Below are 20,872 nucleotides of genomic sequence, written 5' to 3' on the forward strand. Positions count from 1 at the left end.
CGCCAGCGACGTTGATGAGCTTGCCCTCAGACGACGACGTGCGCGCAGCGCAGCCGAAGGCGTCCCACCACTGACCTGGTTGAAAGGCTGTACCCGAGTCCGTCTTGGGGATCGTCCAAAAGCCGTGCCGCGCAAGGCACAGGTTCTGACTCACATAGCGTTAGCAGGCTCGAACCACTGACCACCATCGCAGGCGTCCAAAGCCGTTTGAACGACTGCCGCCGTGGAATTGATGGCCAGCGGCAACGACGCGCTTTTCTGCCTACTCTTTTGTCGCTCGGACAAAAGAGTAGGTCGCCGGCTACGCCGGCGAAACAGCAGCGCTGGCCAAGAACGATAACCCGGCCTCAACCAAAACCCACCGGCTACGCCGACGAAACAGCGGCGCATGCCAAGCACGACAACACCGCCCTTACCAACGAAGACAAAAACCTTACGGATACCTCCGAACAATCGACTCAGCAATACATACCGGCCTCTGTCCACCCTCGCGCTCGACAATCATCTCCACCTTCGTCTGCGCCCCGCCGCCTTCCAGCGCCTCATACGACAGCAGCTTGAATTGCGCCCGCAGTCGGCTATTCACCGGTACCGGCGCCGGAAAACGTACCTTGTCGAGCCCGTAGTTCACGCCCGAGCGGGTTTCGTTGACGCGGTACGCAAGATTGGTGAACTCTGGCAGCAGGCTCAGCGTCAGGAAGCCGTGCGCAATCGGCGTGCCGAACGGACCGGCCTTGGCGCGTTCCACATCGACGTGGATCCACTGATGGTCACCCGTAGCGTCGGCAAACTGATTGATGCGACCCTGCTCGACGCTCACCCACTCGCTGGTACCGATAATCTCGCCCACCAGAGGCTGCAGGTCGCTGATTTTTTCGTAGACTTTCATGCTCGTTCTCACTCCGTGGTCAGGGATTGCTGCAACGCCTGGGCGACCAGCGATTCATGCAGGTCGGCGTTGCCGAAGAGCGCATCGGCTACCACCGCGCGCTTGAAGTAGTGACCGACGGTGTATTCCTCGGTCATGCCGATGCCGCCATGCAGTTGGATACCCTGGCCGCAGACGAACTTGGCGGCGCGGCCGATCAGTGCCTTGGCCTGCGACATCGTGCGTTGCACCGCTTCCGGCGTGCCGGTTTCGACCGCGGCCAAAAGCGCATACAGCATCGAGCGCGCGACTTCCATCTCGGCGGCCATGTCGGCCATGCGGTGTTGCAGGGCCTGGAAGCTGCCAATGGGTACGCCGAACTGGTGACGCACCTTCAGGTATTCGGAGGTGATCTCGATGGTCTTTTCCATCGCACCCACAAGCTCCGCGCACAAGGCGGCGGTGCCGTGCAGCAGGCCCTGCTGCAGTGCGGCCAGGCCCGTGCCCGGCTCGCCGAGCAGCGCATCGGCGTTGACGGCTACGCCGTCGAACGTCACTTCGGCGGCCCAGGTGCCGTCATGCAGCGGCAACGCGCGGCGCTTGACGCCCGGTGCATCGGCGTCCACCACGAACAGGCGCAACTCGCCGCCGTCATGGGCGCTGGCCGGCTGGGCGATCGGCGTCATGGCCGAGACGATGAACGCGTCGGCTTCGGTGCCACCGAGCACGAGGGTCTTGACGCCGTTCAGCACGTAGCCGCCCGGTGCAGCGTCCGCATGCGTGGATACCGGTGCCGGCAGGCCGCGCGAGCCGGCTTCGCTGTACGCCAGCGCAATCTTGCGCGAGCCTTCGGCCACGGCCGGCAGCAGCGCATCGCGCTGGGCAGGCGTGGCGGCGGCCAGCAGCGTCTGTGCGGCAGCGACTGCGCAGCCCAGGTACGGCTCGATGACGAGGCCGCGGCCGAGTTGGCCCGCGATCAGTACGGTGTCGAGCAGCGTGCCGCCGAGACCGCCCTGCTCTTCCGGCAACGCGGCGGCGAGCCAGCCGTTGTTGGCGAAGGTGTTCCAGTGCTTCGCGTCGCAGCGCGAACCCGCCTTGACCAGCGCGGTGCGCGCCTCGAAGTCATAGTCCTTCTCGACGAAGCGGGCCACGCTGTCCTGCAGCATCTGCTGCTCGGAGGTGAGATTGAAGTTCATGATCGTTATGTGCCAGGAGACGCGCTTCGCGACGTCAGAGTTGGAACAGGGCGCGGGCGATGATGCCGCGCTGGACTTCGCTGGTGCCGCCGTAGATGGTCGAGGCCCGGCGGAAGAACAGTTCGTTGGCCATGCCGCGCGCCACCTCCTGCATCGGCAGCGGTTCGGCACTGGCATCGCCCTCGGGCGCGGCGTATGCCACCGGGCCGTAGTCACCGAGTGCTTCCACGACAAAGCAGCTGATGCGCTGTTGCAGTTCCGTGCCGCGGACCTTCAGCATCGAACCGAGCGCGTGCGCGGCGGGACTGTGGTCCTCGGCCTGCTCCAGCGCGGCCACGCGCTGCACCAGCATGGCAATGGCGTTCAACTCGGCTTCAAAGCGGGCGACCTGCTGCGCGATATGCGGGCGCTCGATCAGTGCGCGGCCTTCGGCGTCGCGTTGCCGCGCCAGGCTGCCGAGTTGGCGCATATAGCGCCGCAGCATCGGCAAGTCGGCTGCGGCGGCATGTTCGTTGTTCAGCAGGAACTTGGTGATCTTCCAGCCGTCGCCTTCGGCGCCGACGAGGTTCTTCACCGGCACGCGCACGTTGTCGAAGAAGGTCTCGTTCAGGTGATGGCAGCCGTCGATCGTATGGATCGGACGCACGGTGATGCCCGGCGTCTTCATGTCCACCAGCAGGAAGCTGATGCCGGCCTGCTTCTTGACTTCGGTGTTGGTACGCACCAGCAGGAAGATCCAGTCGGCGCGGTGACCGTGGCTGGTCCAGATCTTCTGGCCATTGACCACGTACTCGTCGCCGTCACGGACGGCCGACGTGCGCAACGACGCAAGGTCGGAGCCCGAGCCCGGCTCGGAGAAGCCCTGGCACCAGGTACGCGTGCCGCCGAAGATATGCGGCAGGTGCTCGACCTTCTGCTCGGGCGTGGCGAACTCGTTCAGCACTGGGCCAAGCAGCTTCTGTGCGCCGACATCCTGTGTCGGGGCGCCAGCTGCCGTGCATTCTTCATCGAATGCCAGACGCTCGAGCACATTCCATCCCGTACCGCCGTGCGCTGTCGGCCAGTACGGCGCCCCCCAGCCCTGTTCGTTGAGGATGCGCTGCCAGCGCGACAGTTCCTCGCGCGGCGAGCGGGTGCCGATACGCGGACGGCCGGCCAGGTCGGCGGGCAGCTTGTCGCGCAGGAAGGCGCGCACGTTCTCGCGAAACGCCTCCAGGCTGAGGTCAGGCTGAAAATCCATGTCTCTTCCTTGTCATCCAACATGGTGGCCAGCCGCCCCCCAGCGGCCGGCCACCCGCTACTACCCCCGTGGCAATGCTCAGACCGGGTCCCAGGCGAACGCGTCGCGCGACAGATCCAGCGGGAACAGCGACGGACGGAACATCGGGATCGCGCGCTCCAGGCAGCTCTCCACGGTCCAGCCCTGGTCGTTGTGGGCGGTGCGGATCGGGCGCGGCTGCGACATCAGGTAGATCTCGTTGCTGCGCACGCCGAAGATCTGACCGTTGACATCCTTGGCCTGGTCGGTCAGCAGCGCCAGCGTGAACGGCGCGATCTTGCCCGGCTCCATGCGCATATGGATCTTCATGCGCTCCACGGCTTCCGGCGTGTTGGCCGGAATGCTGCCGACCATGCGCGTGAACGCGAACGGCGCGATGCAGTTCGAGCGCACGTTGAACTTCTTCATGTCGAGCGCGATCGACTTCGACAGGCCGACGATGCCCATCTTGGCGGCGGCGTAGTTGGCCTGGCCCACATTGCCGATCAGGCCCGAGGTCGACGTCATGTGCACGTAGGCGCCGCTTTCCTGGGCCTTGAAGTGCGGAGCGACGGCGCGCGACACGTTCCAGGTGCCCTTCAGGTGCACGCGGACCACGGAGTCGAACTCTTCCTCGGTCATCTTGTGGAACATGACGTCGCGCAGGTTGCCGGCGTTGTTCACCACACCGTCGATGCGGCCGTACAGGTCCATGGCCTGCTGGGCGATCTTCTGGGCCGATTCCCAGTCCGCCACGCTGTCGGTGTTGGCCGCGGCTTCGCCGCCGAGCGCCTTGATCTCGTCCACGGTTTGCTGCGCAGGGCCGGCGCTGCCGCCCGAGCCGTCGATGGCCACGCCGAGATCGTTCACGATCACGCGCGCGCCCTGGCGCGCGGCTTCCATGGCGATACCCTTGCCGACACCGGCGCCTGCGCCGGTCACGATGACAACCTTTCCTTCAAGCAAGCTCATGCTGTGTCTCCACTACTGGTCAAAGAATTCTTCAGAAACCGGATTTCACAAGGCAGCGTCCGGACAACAGGGCCGGTGACCCGGCGGCAACGGCACCGGCGCGATGCCGGCCGCCACGGCGCCTGCGAGGTCATGCACGCCGGGCCGCGCGAACTGGCCTGCGCCCGGCACGATGCAGCCGTACAGCGAGCCGTCATCGAGCAGCGGCGCCAGCGCCATCAATGCTCTGGTCGGTGCGATTGCCACCTGCACGCCGCTCGCCGCCGTCTGCCTGGCGATCTCCGCGCCGTCTTCAAACGCCACGGAAGCAATGGCCCTGGCGCTGCAACGGGCCACGGCATAAGTGGCAATGGCCGACGACTCACCGTCTTCCAGCATCAGCAGTACGGGATCTCCCGCGCGCACACCAAGCCGCTGCTGCATGTACCCGGCCAGCGCAAGGCTGGCGTCAAGCAGGTCGCGGTAGGTAGCGTTGCCCGTCGCGATCGTGTCCGGCTCTGCTTCCGCCTGCGCTTCCAGTTGGCGGAACAGCGCACAGCCGGTAACGCAGGCTGCGGGCGGATCGCCGGCTGGCAGGTGAACGGGGAGCGAAGAGTGGCTGGACATGACGCGATGGAACTCCGGGAATCCGGTACGGCTGCCTTGTTGAGTCCATCATCGCGGGCGGTGCGGTTGGGGGGTACTCCCCGACGCGGGTGGATGGCGGGGGTGGAACTTATGGGGGGACTTATTGGTGCGGTTGTAGTGGTGCATATGGGTCGGTGCATGAGCTGCGGGGGTGTCGTTCTTGGCATGCGCCGCTGTTTCGCCGGCGTAGCCGGCGGGGGTTTTGGGGTTGGGGTTGATGTGTCGTTCTTGGCCAGCGCGGCTGTTTCGCCGGCGTAGCCGGCGAGTCACTTTTTGTCCGAGCGACAAAAAGTAACCAAAAAGCGCGTCGTTGCCGCTGGCCATCAATTCCACGGCGGCAGGGGTTCAAACGGCTTTGGACGCCTGCGATGGTGGTCGGCCGTTCCAACCTGCTACGCCATGTGAGTCAGAACCTGTGCCTGGCGCGGCACGGCGTTTGGACGATCCCCAAGACGGACTCGGGTACAGCGTTTCAACCAGGTCAGTGGTGGGACGCCTTCGGCTGCGCTGCGCGCGCGTCGTCGTCTGGGTGCGAGCTCATCAGCGTCGCTGGCGCCCAGGTTCGTCCGAGGTCCTTTCTCGACTTCGCGCATGCCATGCGCGGGCGTCGTCACCGAGGCGTGGTTTGCCCTGGACTTGTGTGCTCAGACTTGAGCTCTGCGCGCAGCGCAGCCGAAGGCGATCACACGATATCGCTCGCAGCAGGGGCCACAGACGCTTGCAGGGCTCGTTCAATCAGCGCTGTAATTCTGACCACGGTGGTGCCCCACGCGGCAGGCTGCGGAAATCCCCTCTGAAGCCCATACCCGTACAACACCCCTGGCACACTACGATAAAAATTCGCCCCTTTGGGGCAACCAAAACGCGTTTTTGGTTACTTTTGTCGCTCGGACAAAAGTGACTCGCCGGCTACGCCGGCGAAACAGCAGCGCTAGCGAAGAGCGATACCCCCCCACGAGAAGCCCCGCCGGCTACGCCGGCGAAACAGCCGCGCCCGCCAAGCACGACAACCCCTCTTACGCCGCCAACACACTCCCCCTCTCCTGCGTAGCAATATCCCGCAACCGCGCCGCCGCCCGCCCACGCCCATTCACCCCCAACTTCGCGTAGATATTCTTCAGATGCCACTTCACCGTCTCCGGCGACACGTTGAGCACACTCGCGATCTTCTTGTTCGACATCGCCTGCGCGAGCAGCCCGAGGATCTCGCGCTCGCGCTCGCTCAGCACGGCAATCGGTGCCGCTTCGTCGGCCAGACGCGAAACCGCGGCGCCGGACGCCACCGCGGCGGCCTGCAAACGCCGCGCATAGAACGCCAGCACCGGCTCGTCGATTCCCTCCCCTGCAAGCTCCAGGAACACCTGCGGCGCCCCGCCCGTGACATCGAGCAGCGTGCGGATCAGGCCGGCACCGTGACCGGTGCGCAGGGCGCTCAGGAAGGCCGGCCGCGCGCCGCGCGTGTTGCCCGTGGCGTGGCGCGCCAGCGCGAGTTGCAGCCACAGCGCCGCAATGCGCAGCGGCTTGGCGCCGGCCTCGCGGGCGAGCAAGGCTTCGAGGCGCGCTGCAGCGGCGGCGTAGTCCTTCGTATAGAGCGACATCTCGACCTCGGCCCGCGCCGCGGCCAGTGCAATGTGCCGCGCCACCGTGCCGGTCTCGCCCGCATAACGCTGGGCCAGTAGCTGTACCTGCCGGAACACCGTGTTGGCACGCTCCGTCTCGGCCTGCTGCAGGTGCCGGCGCAACCGCAGCGTGAGTGCCTCGGCCTGCAGGCGAGCGAGGTTGTTGCGTGCGGCGTAGGCTTCGAGCCGGTCCAGGCAGGCACTGGCCTGCGCATGCCGGCCCGCGAGCCAGTGCGCGTTCGACAGCAACGTCAGCGCGCGCAGGACCACGTCGGGCAGCGACACGCGTTCCAGCATGCCGATGCGCGGTTCCAGCAACTGGCATGCCCCTTCGGGATCGTTGAGTTCGTACAGGATGTCGGCCAGCAGGCCCGCTGCCATGCAAGTGAGGCCGAGGAACGTCACGCCCTGCCGCTCTGACTCGCGCAGCACTTCACGCGCACTGCGGCCCGCGCGTTCGATCTCGCCTTCCATCACCAGGCTCATGGCCGTGATGTAGCGGCCGAACAGGCTGCTGCGCGGCACGCTGCTGCGGCGCTCGGTATCGTCCTGCAGGCGGCGCGCTTCGTCGAACTCGCCGCGCAGGATGAAGAGCCACGACAGCACATTGCGGCGCGCGGTCCACCACAGGTCATCCGCCTCGGGTGGAATCGCCCACAGCGCCGGCAGCATGCCGAGCACGGTGTCGGCATCGTCGACCTGCACGGCGCGACCCGCGCGCAGCAGGCAGATGACGTACTGGTGCACGGCGTTGCTGCGGTCGCATAGCGGCTCCAGGCGCTCCAGGCTCCGGCCCAGGCCGTCGACATCGCGCATGTACAGCTGCAGGAACGACACCAGCGCCAGCAGGCCGAAGCGGTTCTGCAACTGCTCGCGGGGCAGCCGGCGCACCAGCCCCAGCAGCTGGGGCAGCTCGCCGCGCTTGAGCAGCGTATGCCCACATCCCTCGACCATGGTCGCTGCGGCGTCGGCATCGCCGGCGCGCACCGCATGGTAGACGGCATCGTCGAGGTGGCCGCGTCGGTCAAACCAGCGCCACGCGGCAGCATGGAGTTCGCGGGCCGCGCCGTGCGCGCAGGGGCCGTGCTCATCGTTGGCGGGGTTGGCGGGACTGGCGTCGGCCGGCTTGTCCGGCGCATCGGTCGTGCCCGGGCCGGACATGTCGACCGTATCGGCCACATCGTCCTTGCCCGTCTCCAGCCTGGCCAGCAGCGTTTCACGCAGCAGCGGATGGATGCGGTACCACACATCACGGTCGTGCGTGTCCAACTGCGTGATGAACAGGTTGTCGGATTCGAGCCGTGCCAGCCGGTCACCGATGCGCGACGGCGTCTCGGTTTCGCCCGGCATGGCCGCGCACAAGTCGGCGCAGAAGCGGTGGCAGGTGGACATGCGGGTGAGCAGCGCCAGGTCGTCCGGCGCCAGCAGGCCCAGGACCTCGCGCTCGAAAAACGCCGCGAAGGTGCGCGGGTCCCGCACCTTCGTGAGCGGATAATCCGCGCTGCGGCGTGCACGCAGGTCCACCGCGAACAGTTGCAGCCCGGCCACCCAGCCGTCCGTCAGCTCGTGCAGCGCGGCGGCGTCGCGCGGGGCGATGGTGCCAAGCTGTTCTTCCAGGAAGCGCGCGGATTCCTCGGCCGTAAAGCGCAGGTCGCGCATGTCGATCTCGGTCAGCAGCCCTTGTGCGCGCAGTGCCTCCAGTGCCAGCGGCAATGCGCTGCGCGAGCTGAACGCGAGATGCAGATGCGGGGGCGCGTAGTCGAGCAAACGCTGCAACGCACGATAGATGCGTGCGTCGGTGATGTGGTGCAGGTCGTCGATCATCAGCACCAGTTCGCGCTCGCGCGGGCCAAGCGCCTGCACGAGTGCGATCACCCATTGCTCGATGGCGTCGTCGTCCTCCGCGCCGCCGACCTGCATGGCGGCATCGCGTGCCATGGCGGGATCGATCTCGGCCAGGCTGGCGAGCAGGCAGTCGAAAAAGCGCGTCGGCTCGTTGTCCTCGGCTGCCAGCGCCAGCCAGCTCACATCGAAGCCGAGCGAGATCAGCGCCTTGCGCCAGGCCATGAGCGTGCTGGTCTTGCCCGCACCGGCCTGACCCTGGATCACTACGCAACGCTGGCGGCGCGCGTCGAGCAGCCGGTTCATCAGGCGTTCGCGCGGCAGCAGCTTGCGCGCGTGCCGCGGCGGCAGCAGCTTGGCGCTGGCCACCGGCTGCAGCGGACGCATCGGCCCGGGGCGCGTATCGAGCGCGGGCACGAGCGACAGAAAGGACTGCGGCGGCAATGCGGAATATTGCCTTGGCAGCCCCGGTTCTGCGGACGGTAACGTGGCCACCGAGTCGAATTCGGTACCCGTGAAAGCCTCGAACGAACGGCCGGCAGACATACCCGCGAAAGGGGACGGAGCAAATGCCTGCGCGGTGAAGGCGCGCGGCACGGCCCCCTGCCCTTGCGCATAGCCTGCGTCGCCTGCGCTGCGAATCCATTGGAACGGTCCGCGCGCATGCTCGCCGATCACGGCCAGCACTTGCGGTATTCCTGCAGGCAGCCCGTCAGCCGCATCGCGCAGCAGACTCTGCACGGCACGCATCCATGCCGCCTGCCCGGCGGCGAAGCTGACGGTCCAGGGCTGCCCGGCGATCACGTCCCGCACCCCGGGGTCGTTGTGCGAGGCGGGGTTGTCCGCGAGGATCAGCAGCGGACGCCCCGCAGGGTAATGTTCCGCCAGCGTCTGGAGGAAGCCCTGCCAGCCGGACGCCCGCCCGGCTTGAAACGCCGGCGCCGTCCCGCCATGGACGACCTTGAGCGCCGTCATGAACGAGGCGGCCAGCGTGCGGCGGTAGGTGGCGCTGTTGCGTGCGGCAGCGTCCGACGCCGGAGCCCTGCCGGCGAGATCGGCATCGGCCTCTAGCGCCACGACGATGGCATGTTCCGGCTCGGCAATATAGAGACCGACAATCTCGGCGGCACGCACAGTGACGCCATCAGCACCCGGCTGTTTATCGGCGAGGGCCAGGCCGCGTCGGGGTGGCAGCCCGCTCGCGCGCCAGTGGCGCGAAACACTGGCGGGACTGACGCCGAGTTCGGCGGCAAGCTGGCGCGTACTGAGCACCCCCGGGCCGGCGTCGCGGGCCAGCGCCACCAAGCGTGCCACGTCGGTGCGCACGGGCGGCGCGCCGCGCGGCAGGTCCTGCTCGATGCCGGCCAGCCGCGATGCGGCATACCGGTCACGCCACCGCGCCACCTGCACGCGGCCGACGCCAATTTGCGCGGCGATGTCCTTGTTCTGCCAGCCGGCAGCCGCCAGCAGGATCATCCGCGCGCGCTGCGCCAGGCGCAGGTTGCCCGCAGTGGCGGCGGACAAGGCCTCCAGTTCGGTCCGTTCTGTCTCACTCAGGACGATACGGGATGCGATGCGCATAGTGGTTCCCCTTGCTGGCGGATCGGAGACCGTACGAGCGGTCGGACAGACCGTGGCAGGGTCCGGCCGCAAACGCTGCGACGCGGCCGCCACCGGCTATCGCCCGGCAAATGGCTGTCTCCGATTTTTCTATTGACTACGAAACTACGGATGATGCTACCATACCTCGTAGACAATCGGCGGTTGGGACTTACCCGGCGCCCCGGGTGCAGTTCCCGTGGCAGAACGGATATCCCCCTTCGCGGAGAGCCTCCGGCGCCACGATGAGGCGCATCGACGCCTCCGCCACCGGGCCCGCCCCGGCCGCCGCCAACCCTTTTCGATAGTCGTCATGCCGCAGCACTCACCGCCCCCGATGGAAGGACTGATGGACCTGCTCCACGAAGTCCGGCAGTTCAGCCGCGACCTGCAGCAGTCCGCCAGGCGTTCGTCATCTGGCGAGGCATATCCGCAGGCGCTCCGGGCGCTGGTCGACAGCCGCATGCAGGCGGCCGATCCGCACGCGCGCATCGTCTGCTATGCGTCGGCGGTGGAACTCGGGGTGCCGGTGGAGCTTCCGGCCGAGCATTGCCGGCAGGCCATGGCAGGCGGGCTCGGCTTTCCGTTGCGCGTGCTGTTCTGGGCTGCGCACCGACGCACGCAAGGCGGGCGGCAGCGGCGGCCGGGTGCCTGGCCAAGCCCGAACTGACAGCGCATGCAGCAAGCACGAACACGCTGACCGGCGGCGACAGACCGAAGAAACCGGCACAGGAGACACAGCACAATGACCCTACCCAACCGCAAGCCCGTACACACGCGCCACATCACGTGCAACGGCTACCTGCGCGATGACGGCCTGCTGGACGTCGAAGCGGAACTCAAGGACATCTCGCCAGACGGCACCGACCTGCTGTTCAAGATCGTGCCGCCCGGCGGCGTGATCCATCACATGCGCGTCACGGTAACGGTGAGCATCGACGACATGGTGATCCGCGACGTCTGCGCGCGCACACTGGTCGGACCCACCGAGTTCTGCCGCGAAATTGAAACGGCCTATGACGCGCTCAAGGGCCTCACGCTGCGCCGCGGTTTCCGGCAGGCCGTGAAAGCTCGCGTGGGCGGCGTGGGTGGCTGCACGCACCTGACCGAACTGCTGGGTCCGCTGGCCACCACGGCTATCCAAAGCGGCTTCGCCGTCGGCCGCGCGCTGCGCAACGGCCGGCGGCCGGCGGACGAACAAGGTCCCATGCAAAAGCCGGCCGTGATCGGCACATGCCACACGTACCGCCCCGAAAGCGTGGTGGTGGACGTCCTGTGGCCGCCGCACCGGCGCGTCGCCAGCGAAGAACCGGCAGGCGCGCCTGGCTGAGAGGCGCTTCGCCAACCCTATTCCGCAATCCTGGCCAGACAGATCCGCCAGGCCTGCACTCGCCCGAGGACCGGCCGTACGCGACAGGATCCGCTTACCCATCAACCTTTCGACCCAAGGAATTACGCATGAGCATCAAAGGCAAGGCATATATCGTCGGGGCCTATGAACACCCGACCCGCAAGGCGCCGGACAAGTCGGTCGCGCAACTGCACGCGGAAAGCGCCAAGGGCGCGCTGGAAGACGCAGGCCTCACGCTGGCCGACGTCGACGGCTACTTCTGCGCCGGCGACGCGCCGGGCCTCGGCGTGCTCAATATGGTCGACTACCTCGGCCTCAAGCTGCGCCATGTCGATTCCACCGAGACCGGCGGCTCGTCGTATCTGGTGCATGTGTCGCACGCCGCGCAGGCGATTGCCGCAGGCAAGTGCAACGTCGCGCTGATCACGCTGGCCGGCCGTCCGCGCTCCGAAGGCTCCAGCGGCACCAAGCCGCGCGCCTGGGGTGCGGGCGTTCCCGACCAAGCCTTCGAAGCCCCGTTCAGCCCGATGACCGTCAACTCGTACGCCATGGTCGCCATGCGCCATATGTACGAATACGGCACCACGGCCGAACAGCTCGCATGGATCAAGGTCGCGGCATCGCACCACGCACAGCACAACCCGCACGCGATGCTGCGTGATGTCGTGACGGTGGAAGACGTGCTGAACGCGCCGATGATCTCGGACCCGCTGCGCAAGCTCGACTGCTGCGTGGTGTCCGACGGCGGCGGCGCGCTGATCGTCGCGCGCCCGGAAATCGCCGCCAAGCTGAACCGCCCGAAGGTCAAGGTTCTCGGTGCCGGCGAATACGTGAAGGGCCAGATGGGCGGCCATGTCGACCTGACGTGGTCCGGCGCGAAGTTCTCCGGCGCGGCCGCGTTTGCCGAAGCCGGCGTGACGCCTGCCGACATCAAATACGCGTCGATCTACGACAGCTTCACGATCACCGTGCTGATGCAGCTCGAAGACCTCGGCTTCTGCAAGAAAGGCGAAGGCGGCAAGTTTGTCATGGACGGCAACCTGATCTCGGGCGTCGGCAGGCTGCCGTTCAATACCGATGGCGGCGGCCTGTGCAACAACCACCCGGCCAACCGTGGCGGCATCACCAAGGTGATCGAAGCGGTGCGACAGCTGCGTGGCGAAGCGCATCCGGCGGTGCAGGTGAAGAACTGCGATCTGGCCGTAGCGCAGGGCACCGGCGGCTTGCTCGGCTCGCGCCACGGCAGCGCCACCCTGATCCTCGAGCGCGAGTAAGCCGCACTCGGGCATCCCACACAGAATCACTGAGACCTCATCATGAGCACTCCTTTCACTCCGCAAGTCCTGACGGCGCCTGAAGAGCTGCCGGACAACACCGAGTTCTGGACGGCCGCCCGCGAAGGCCGCCTGCTGGTTCGCCATTGCAATGACTGCGGCAAGCCGCACTGGTATCCGCGCACGCTGTGCCCGTTCTGCATGGGCGAGACCACGTGGAAGGCCTCGGCCGGCCGCGGCACGGTCTACTCGTACAGCGTCACGCGGCGTGCCGGCCCGACGCCGTTCTGCATGGCCTATGTCACGCTCGACGAAGGCGTGACGATGATGACGCGCATTGTCGACTGCGATCTCGACACCGTGCACATCGGCCAGAAGGTGGAACTGACCTTCACGCCGACTGACAACGGCCCGCCGATGCCGACGTTCCGGCCCGTCTGACGGCATTAGACATCGCACCCGGTGCCGGCCATGGTCCGGCACCGGGCATTGCGGCCGCTGCTCCATAAGATCCAACATAACTATCCACCGCCATGAACACCACAGCCACTGCTATTCCGGACTGCCTGCTCAATCCCCGCTCGGTCGCCATCATCGGCGCATCCGATGAGCCTACCCGCATCGGCGGCCGCCCGATTTCCTCGATGCTGGCCAAGGGCTATGCCGGCCGCATCATGCCAGTCAATCCGAACCGGTCCACGGTGCAGGGCCTGCCGGCCTATGCATCGGTGGCCGACCTGCCGGAAGTCCCCGACGTCGCCATCATCGCCGTCCCTGCCCAGCACGCGCTGCAGGCAGTCAAGGCCCTGGCCGAGCGCGGCACCAAGGCCGCGATCCTGTTTACCGCCGGCTTTGCCGAAGTCAGCGAGGAAGGCGCCGCCATGCAGGCCGAAATGGTCGCCATCGCACGCCGCGGCGGCATGCGCCTGCTTGGTCCGAACACGCTGGGCATGGTCAACATGCACAACGGCTTCGTCGGCAGCTTCTCGACCTTCTCGTCGCTGGGCGTCTCGCGCCCCGGCCGCGTCGGCATCGTCAGCCAGTCCGGCGCCTATGGCAGCCACCTGGTCAGCTCGGCGATGGAAGCGGGCGTCTATCCGTCGAGCATCGTCATGACCGGCAATGAAGCCGACCTGAACGTCAGCGACATCGTGCGCCTGTTCGCCGCCGACCCGATGACCGACGTGATCGCCGTCTATGCGGAAGGCATCAGCGATGGCCCGGGCCTGGTTGATGCGCTGAAGGCGGCCCATGCCGCCGGCAAGCCGGTGGTGATGATGAAGGTGGGCCGCAGCGAAGTGGGTGGCGCGGCCGCGCGCTCGCACACCGCTTCCATCGCAGGCGACGACGCGGTGGTCAGCGCGGTGCTGGATGAGCTTGGCGTGGTGCGCGTGCGCACCACCGAGGAAATGCTCGACATCCTGCGCCTGGCCTCGCGCCGCGTGTTCCCCGCCGACAATACGCTGGGCGTGGTGACCATCAGCGGCGGCGCCGGCGTGATCATTTCCGATGCCGCCGAAGACCTCGGCATCCCCATGCCCGAGATGCCGGCCGCGGCCCAGGCCCGCATGCTGGAAAAGCTGCCGATCTGCGCGCCGCGCAACCCGGTGGACGTGACCGCCCAGTTCATCAACGACACGACCCTGGTCACGCCGTTTACCGAGGCCATGATGGGCGAAGGCGGCTACGGCACGCTGCTCGCTTTCTTCAGCTATGCGGCCTCTTACCACACCGTGGCGGACACGCTGCTGCAGCAACTCGCCGACGTGCGCAAGCGCTACCCGGACCGCCTCTACGTGATGGTGGGGCGCGGTGACCCGACCGTCCTAGCACGCTACGAGGAAGCCGGCTTCACGGTGTTCGGTGATCCGAGCCGCGCAGTCGCCGCCATCGCTGCGATGGGCCGCTTCGGCCGCGCCCTGGCCGGCAAGTCCACCGCACCGGCACCCCAGGTCCCCGCCGTCACCTTGCCCTCGGCAACGCCCACCGAGGCCGAAGCCAAGGCGCTGCTCGCCGAAGCCGGTATTCCGAGCGCACCGGAACGTGCCTGCGCCGATGAGGAAGCCGCGGTACGCGCCGCGCGCGAGATCGGCTTCCCGCTCGTGCTCAAGATCCTGTCGCCGGACATCCTGCACAAGTCGGAGATCGGCGGTGTGCTGCTGAACGTGAACAGCGAAGGTGCTGTGCGCGAAGGCTTCGCGCTGCTGCTCGAACGCGCGCGCAAGGCCGTGCCCGATGCGCGCATCGAAGGCGTGCTGGTGGCCAAGCAGCTCGTGGGCGGCGTGGAATGCATCATGGGTATCAACCGTGATCCGGTCTTCGGGCCGATCGCCATGTTTGGTCTTGGTGGTGTGTTCGTCGAAATCCTCAAGGATGTGGTGTTCCATCGCTGCCCGTTCGGGCCGGATGTTGCGGAGGAGATGATTCGTTCGATCAAGGGAGCGCCGCTGCTGTTGGGTGCTCGCGGACGGCCGGTCGCGGATATTCCTGCGCTGGCGCGCACGCTGTCTCAGCTGTCGGCGTTTGCTGTCGCTGCGGGGCCGCGGTTGCAGTCGATTGATTTGAATCCGGTGCTGGCGATGCCTGAAGGGCAAGGGGCTTATGCGGTGGATGCGGTGATTGAGGTTGGGGAATAAGGGGGGGTGGCGTTGATCGGGCCTGTCTTGCTTGGCCGGCGGCGCCTTTTTTGCCGGCTTTGCCGGCTGGCTCCTATTGTTGGGGCGGCGCAGTCGATCTTGGCAGGCGCCGCTGTTTCGCCGGCGTAGCCGGCGACTTACTCTTTTGTCCGAGCGACAAAAGAGTAAGCAGAAAAGCGCGTCGTTGCCGCTGGCCATCAATTCCACGGCGGCAGTCGTTCAAACGGCTTTGGACGCCTGCGATGGTGGTCAGTGGTTCAACCCTGCTACGCCATGTGAGTCAGAACCTGTGCCTCGCGCGGCACGACTTTTGGACGATCCCCAAGACGGACTCGGGTACAGCGTTTCAATAAGGTCAGGGGTGGGACGCCTTCGGCTGCGCTGCGCGCGCGTCGTCGTCTGGATGCGAGCTCATCAACGTCGCTGGCGCCCGAGGCCTGTTTCCTTTCTCTACGCGCATGCAAGCGCCGGCATCTTCACCGAGGCGTGGTTTGCCCTGGGCCTGCGTGCTCAGACTGGAGCTCTGCGCGTAGCGCAGCCGAAGGCGATCACACGATATCGCTCGCAGCAGGGGCCACAGACGCTTGCAGGGCTCGTTCAATCAGCGCTGTATTCCTACCCACGGTGATGCCCCACGCGGCAGGCAGCGGAAATCCCCTCTGAAGCCCATACCCGTACAACACCCCTGGCACACTACGATAAAAATTCGCCCCTTTGGGGCAACCAAAACGCGTTTTTGGTTACTTTTGTCGCTCGGACAAAAGTGACTCGCCGGCTACGCCGGCGAAACAGCAGCGCATGCCAAGAACATCAACAGGCCGCAAACGACAAACGCCCCCGAGCCCTCCCAGGCCCGGGGGCGCCTGCCCCATCCGTTACTCCATCATCGCTTCAAATTCGGCGTAACAACCCCAAACGACGGATCAAACGTAGTCATCATCCCCATCAGATCACCAAGCTTGCCGCCATCCCCTTCAACCTTGACATCCCCCTGCGCCATCGCCGTCTTCAAATCCACCTGCCGCAGGTTGATACGATCCAACGTAGGCTTGGTCATGGTCACAGTGACATCCGCCTTCGGATGACGTGCCCCTTCCCGATACGTCAGCACCCCGTTCCGCAACGTCACTGCATAGGGCTTCTTCAGATCCGAGAACACCCAGTTCAGCGTCATGTCGTGCCCTTGCGCCTTCTCTGAATCCAACCTCACACCCATGAAGTCGAAGAACATCGACGGCTCCAACGCGCGGATCATGTCGGCCGCATTGCGGCCCGGCAGCGGCCGCGTGCCATTGCGCAGTTCAGACGCCCCCATCAGATACATATTCCGCCACAGCGAACTCTCCGCCTGGTAGCCAAGCTGCTCGAGCGCATCGGCCTGCGCGTCGCGCGCGGCCTTGTTGTCGGGCTCCGCGAAGACAAGATGATTGCCGATCTCGGCCGCCCACCGGTAGTCGCCCTTCTGCATCGCCGCCTGCATCTGCTTGAGCACGTTGTCCGCACCACCCATGGCTTCGACATAGCGCTTGCCGCCTTCAACCGGCGGCAGCGGATTCAGGTGCGCCGGGTTGCCGTCGTAGAAGCCGAGATAGCGCTGGTACACGGCCCGCGAATTGAAGCTCAGCGAGCCGTAGTACCCGCGCGTGTACCACTTCTTCTCCAGGTTGCCCGGCAGCTTCTTCATGGCCTCGGAGATCTCCATGGGCGTCTTGCCTTCGTTCAGCAGATGCAGCGTGCGGTCGTTCAGGTACGTGTACATGTCGCGCTGGTCGGCCAGCAGGTTGCGGATGTTCTCGCCACCCCATGTCGGCCAGTTGTGCTGCGCTACCAGCACGTCGGCACGGTCGCCATAACGCACCAGGCTTTCGTCGAGGAACTTGCCCCAGGCCTTCGGATCGCGCACCAGTGCACCGCGCGGCGTCAGGATGTTGTGCATGGTGCGCGTGGCGTTCTCGGCCATGCACAGCACACGCATCTGCGGCAGGTAGAAGTTCATTTCCGCCGGCGCTTCGGTGCCCGGCGTGAACTGGAACTCGACTTCGACGCCATCGATGCGGCGCGTCTCGTAAGGCTTGGTGATCAGCACGGTCGGTGCGATCAGGCTGAGGGTGCCGCCGATCGAGCCCGACTTGCCGATGCCGGTGTCAAGCTGGCCACGCTCGTTCCTGGGCACGCCGCTGCCGGCCTGGTAGAGCGCGCGGCGGAACATCGCATTGCCCGCGAACACGTTCTCGCTGGCGGCCTCGTGCATGAAGCCGTCGGGCGCGTAGATGGCCACCTTGCCGGCCTTCACGTCGGCTTCGTCCACCACGCCGCGCACGCCGCCAAAGTGATCGGCATGCGAATGGGTGTAGACCACCGCGACAACCGGCTTGCGTGGTCGATTGGCGTAGTAGAGATCAAGCGCCGCCTTTGCCGTCTCGGCGCTGGTCAGCGTATCGACCACGATGATGCCGCGCTGTCCCTCGATGATCGTCATGTTCGCGAGATCGAGTCCGCGTACCTGGTAGACGCGGTCGGCGACGCGGAACAGGCCCGCGTAGTTGTTGAGCTGTGACTGGCGCCACAGGCTCGGGTTGACGCTGTCGGGCACCTTCGCCTGCGGGTCCGCCTTCACCTGCGGCTTCTGGTCTGCCACGCGAATCACGCCCCCATTCTGGCCGGAGCCTGCCGCGCCGCTGGCCGTCCAGGGCGTTTGCTGGAAATCATAGGTCGCGGTATCCCACACCACCCGCCCCTGCGCATCGTGGACCTGGCCACGGAATGGCGCGACCAGGCCGCGCTGCGCGGCCTCGTAATCGCCGCGGTCGTCGAACGGCAGCTGCTGCAGCACGGCGGCGTTGGCAGCGGCGGTGATAGCGCTGGCCGGCTTCTGCTGTGCAGTCACAGGCGCGTCCGCTGCTTGTGCGGAGGCAGCCAGAGCCAGTCCGGCGGCCAGGACGGTCATTCGATGATGACTGTTGCGGGCTGCGGGAGCGACGGCTTCGGGAGTTGCCGTCTGGGTGGCAGGCTGCGCCGCAACGGCACGCGGCTGGACGAAGACGCCGTCGCCGGCGCGCTTGATGCCGCGCACAAGGTCTGCGGCCTTTTCGCCGATCATGATCGCGGTCGCATTGGTGTTGCCGCCGATCAGCGTCGGCATGATCGATGCATCGGCGATGCGAAGGCCTTCGACACCACGCACGCGCAGTTGCGGATCGACCACCGATGCAGCGTCGCTGCCCATGCGGCAGGTACCGATCGGATGGAAGATGACGTCGGTGCGCGCACGAATGAACTCGCGCACCGCGGCGTCGTCCGTGCCGTCGAAACGCAGGCCCGCATAGTTGTGCGGCTTCGCTCCCAGGCGCCGGAACGGCTGCTGGTCGAGAATGCGGCGCACGACGCGCAGCCCGGCAAGCATGCTTTCGACATCGCGCGCATCGGCCAGCAGGTTCTGGTCGATCCGCGGTGCCTGCCGCGCATCAGGCGACGCCAGCAGGACCTGGCCGCGGCTGTGCGGGCGCAGCACGCAGACATGCAGGCTGTAGCCATGCGCGCTGCGCGCGGCGGGATCGCTCAGTGCCGTGGAGAAATGCAGCTGCAGATCCGGGTCCGCGAGCGACGGGTCGCTCTTGATGAAGCCACCGGTCTCCGCGATGTTCGATGCGAACATGCCGAAGCGCTCACGCTTGTAGCGGCGCCACTCGCCGTACAGCCGGATCGCGCCGCGCACGCTGAACGCGTACAGGTCAGTGCTGAACACGCGCTCCTGCACCTTGAGGTTCGGATGCTCCTGCAGATTCTGGCCGACACCGGGCGCGTCATGCACCACGGGGATGCCGTGCGAGCGCAGATGCGCGGCGGGGCCGATGCCCGACACCATCAGCAGCTGCGCGGAGCCGAACGTGCCGCCGCTGAGGATCACCTCGCGGCGCGCGCGCAGCGTGACCTGCTCGCCGCCACGCTCGACCAGCACGCCCACCGCACGCTTGCCTTCGAACACGATGCGCAGGGCCTGCGTGTCGGTCAGCACGGCCAGGTTGTCGCGGCCGCCGTTGATCGATTGCTTGTTGCCCTGGTGCAAGTAGGCGCGTGCGGCATTCCAGCGCTCGCCGTCGCGCTGCGTACGCTGGTAGAAGCCGACGCCCTCCTGCTCTGCGCCATTGAAATCGGGGTTGTAGCGCAGGCCAGCGCATTCGGCGGCCTGCAGGAAGCGGCGGTCGAACGGATTGGTCGAACGCGTATCGACTACGTCCAGCGGACCCTGGCCACCATGCCAGGCGTCTTCGGCCTGGCCACCGAGTCGCTCGTTGCGCTCGGAACGCTTGAAGTACGGCAGTACGTCTTCCCAGCCCCAACCGTCGCAACCGTCCCCGGCCCAGCGTTCGTAGTCCGACGGGACGCCGCGGATGTAGATCATGCCGTTGATCGACGAGCTGCCGCCCAGGCCCTTGCCGCGCGGCTGGTAACCGACGCGCCCGTTGAGTGCCGGCTGCGGCTCCGTGGCGTAGCCGTAGTTGAACGGGCCCGGCTTCGGTACCGTGGAGGCGATGCCGATGGGAATCGTGATCGCGGGGTTGAAGTCGTGGCCGCCGGCTTCCAGCAGGGCGACGCTGCCCGCGCGGCTATCCGCGAGGCGGGCTGCTACGGCACAGCCGGCAGAACCCGCGCCAATCACGATGTAATCGTACTGCTCTTGCATGTCTGTCTCTCGTTGGAATCTTGAGTGGCGACTCACGTCGTCTCTTTCTCTTCGCGCAGCACGCGCGGCAGCGAATCTAGATGGAAGCCATCGAACGGCACGCAGCGGTCGTGCGGCCTGAGCTTCCAGAACGGGCGCTCCGTCGACCCGCCACCATCGATGCGCAGGCACGCGCCGGTGATGAATGCCGCGGCGGGCGACAGCAGGTAGACGATGGCCGACGACACTTCGGCCACGTTGCCGTACCGCTGCATCGGCACCTTCGACGCATAGGCGCGGATCATGGTTGCCTGCGCTTCGCCGTAGTTGTCGAAGCCGCTCGACGCGATCATCCCGGGCGCCACGCTGTTCACGCGCACGCCGGAACAGGCCCACTCGTACGACGCGGTCTCGGTCAGCGTGTTCATGCCGGTACGTGCCGAGCCGGAATGCGCGAAGCCGGGCAAGCCGCGATAGATGCTCGCGGTGACATTGACAATGGCGCCGCCATGCGCCTTCATCCAGCGCGCATAGACTTCGCGCATGAACACGAAGCCGCCGGTCAGGTTGTTGCGTACGACGGCTTCGAAGCCCTTGGTCGCCATGTCTTCCATGGCGCCGTAATACTGGCCGCCCGCGTTGTTGACCAGCCCGTCGATACGGCCGTGCGCGGCCAGCACCGCCTCGACCGTGGCGACCACAGCAGCTTCGTCGCGGATGTCGCAGGCATGGATCGACACCGTGCCTCCGTCCTCGACGATCTCCGCCTGCACGGCCTCCAGCTTCGCCACATTGCGGCCGATGATGGCCACGCGCGCGCCAAGCGAAGCGAGTTCGTGCGCGGTGCAACGGCCGATGCCACTGCCGCCCCCAGTCACGATCACGGTACGGCCTTCGAACGCGCCGGGCCGGAACATCGATCGATAGCTCACACCTGCCCCTCCTGCCCTGCTTGCGGCGTTGCCAT

13 protein-coding genes are annotated in these 20,872 nt (G+C 66.5%); 5 read left to right on the forward strand and 8 right to left on the reverse strand.

The features are described from left to right. Nucleotides 1–433 precede the first annotated feature (433 nt). From KHO41_RS18380 to KHO41_RS18405, 6 genes are all read right to left on the reverse strand, one after another. A complete protein-coding gene (locus tag KHO41_RS18380; protein ID WP_211954714.1) occupies nt 434–889 on the reverse strand; it encodes a MaoC family dehydratase in 456 nt (151 codons plus the stop codon). Between the two features lie 8 nt (nt 890–897). Then, nucleotides 898–2,064, reverse strand: a complete 1,167-nt coding sequence (locus tag KHO41_RS18385; protein ID WP_211954715.1) for an acyl-CoA dehydrogenase family protein — start codon at nt 2,062–2,064, stop codon at nt 898–900. 34 nt (nt 2,065–2,098) lie between these two features. Next, nucleotides 2,099–3,304: an acyl-CoA dehydrogenase family protein gene (locus KHO41_RS18390; protein ID WP_211954716.1), complete on the reverse strand. Its 1,206-nt coding sequence runs from the start codon at nt 3,302–3,304 to the stop codon at nt 2,099–2,101. A gap of 78 nt (nt 3,305–3,382) precedes the next feature. Beyond that, on the reverse strand, nt 3,383–4,294 hold the full coding sequence (locus tag KHO41_RS18395) for an SDR family NAD(P)-dependent oxidoreductase (protein WP_211954717.1): 912 nt from the start codon (nt 4,292–4,294) through the stop codon (nt 3,383–3,385). 45 nt (nt 4,295–4,339) lie between these two features. Further along, nucleotides 4,340–4,900 carry an AMP-binding protein gene (locus KHO41_RS18400; RefSeq protein ID WP_211954718.1) on the reverse strand — a complete coding sequence of 187 codons (561 nt, stop codon included), beginning with the start codon at nt 4,898–4,900 and terminating at the stop codon, nt 4,340–4,342. A gap of 1,037 nt (nt 4,901–5,937) precedes the next feature. Further along, nucleotides 5,938–9,963, reverse strand: a complete 4,026-nt coding sequence (locus tag KHO41_RS18405; protein ID WP_211954719.1) for a LuxR C-terminal-related transcriptional regulator — start codon at nt 9,961–9,963, stop codon at nt 5,938–5,940. 367 nt (nt 9,964–10,330) lie between these two features. Here KHO41_RS18405 and KHO41_RS18410 point away from each other — a divergent pair, with 367 nt between their 5' ends. The 5 genes from KHO41_RS18410 (at nt 10,331) to KHO41_RS18430 (ending at nt 15,242) form a co-directional block, all read left to right on the forward strand. Continuing rightward, nucleotides 10,331–10,651, forward strand: coding sequence for a hypothetical protein (locus tag KHO41_RS18410; protein WP_244873887.1), 321 nt, complete (start codon nt 10,331–10,333; stop codon nt 10,649–10,651). A 75-nt stretch (nt 10,652–10,726) separates the two neighbouring features. After that, nucleotides 10,727–11,311, forward strand: a complete 585-nt coding sequence (locus KHO41_RS18415) for a DUF2889 domain-containing protein (protein ID WP_211954721.1) — start codon at nt 10,727–10,729, stop codon at nt 11,309–11,311. A gap of 128 nt (nt 11,312–11,439) precedes the next feature. After that, a complete protein-coding gene (locus KHO41_RS18420) occupies nt 11,440–12,606 on the forward strand; it encodes a thiolase domain-containing protein (RefSeq protein WP_211954722.1) in 1,167 nt (388 codons plus the stop codon). Nucleotides 12,607–12,648: 42 nt separating this feature from the next. Then, nucleotides 12,649–13,047 (forward strand): Zn-ribbon domain-containing OB-fold protein, encoded by a 399-nt coding sequence (locus KHO41_RS18425; protein ID WP_211954723.1) that lies wholly within the window; start codon nt 12,649–12,651, stop codon nt 13,045–13,047. A 92-nt stretch (nt 13,048–13,139) separates the two neighbouring features. Further along, nucleotides 13,140–15,242, forward strand: coding sequence for an acetate--CoA ligase family protein (locus KHO41_RS18430; RefSeq protein ID WP_211954724.1), 2,103 nt, complete (start codon nt 13,140–13,142; stop codon nt 15,240–15,242). A gap of 883 nt (nt 15,243–16,125) precedes the next feature. Here the strand turns inward: KHO41_RS18430 and KHO41_RS41900 are convergent. Beyond that, nucleotides 16,126–19,926: an alkyl sulfatase dimerization domain-containing protein gene (locus tag KHO41_RS41900; protein ID WP_211954725.1), complete on the reverse strand. Its 3,801-nt coding sequence runs from the start codon at nt 19,924–19,926 to the stop codon at nt 16,126–16,128. A 32-nt stretch (nt 19,927–19,958) separates the two neighbouring features. Next, nucleotides 19,959–20,837, reverse strand: a complete 879-nt coding sequence (locus KHO41_RS18440; protein ID WP_244873888.1) for an SDR family oxidoreductase — start codon at nt 20,835–20,837, stop codon at nt 19,959–19,961. Between the last annotated feature and the right edge of the window lie 35 nt (nt 20,838–20,872).

Source organism: Cupriavidus numazuensis, from assembly GCF_905397435.1.
GTDB lineage: Bacteria > Pseudomonadota > Gammaproteobacteria > Burkholderiales > Burkholderiaceae > Cupriavidus > Cupriavidus numazuensis.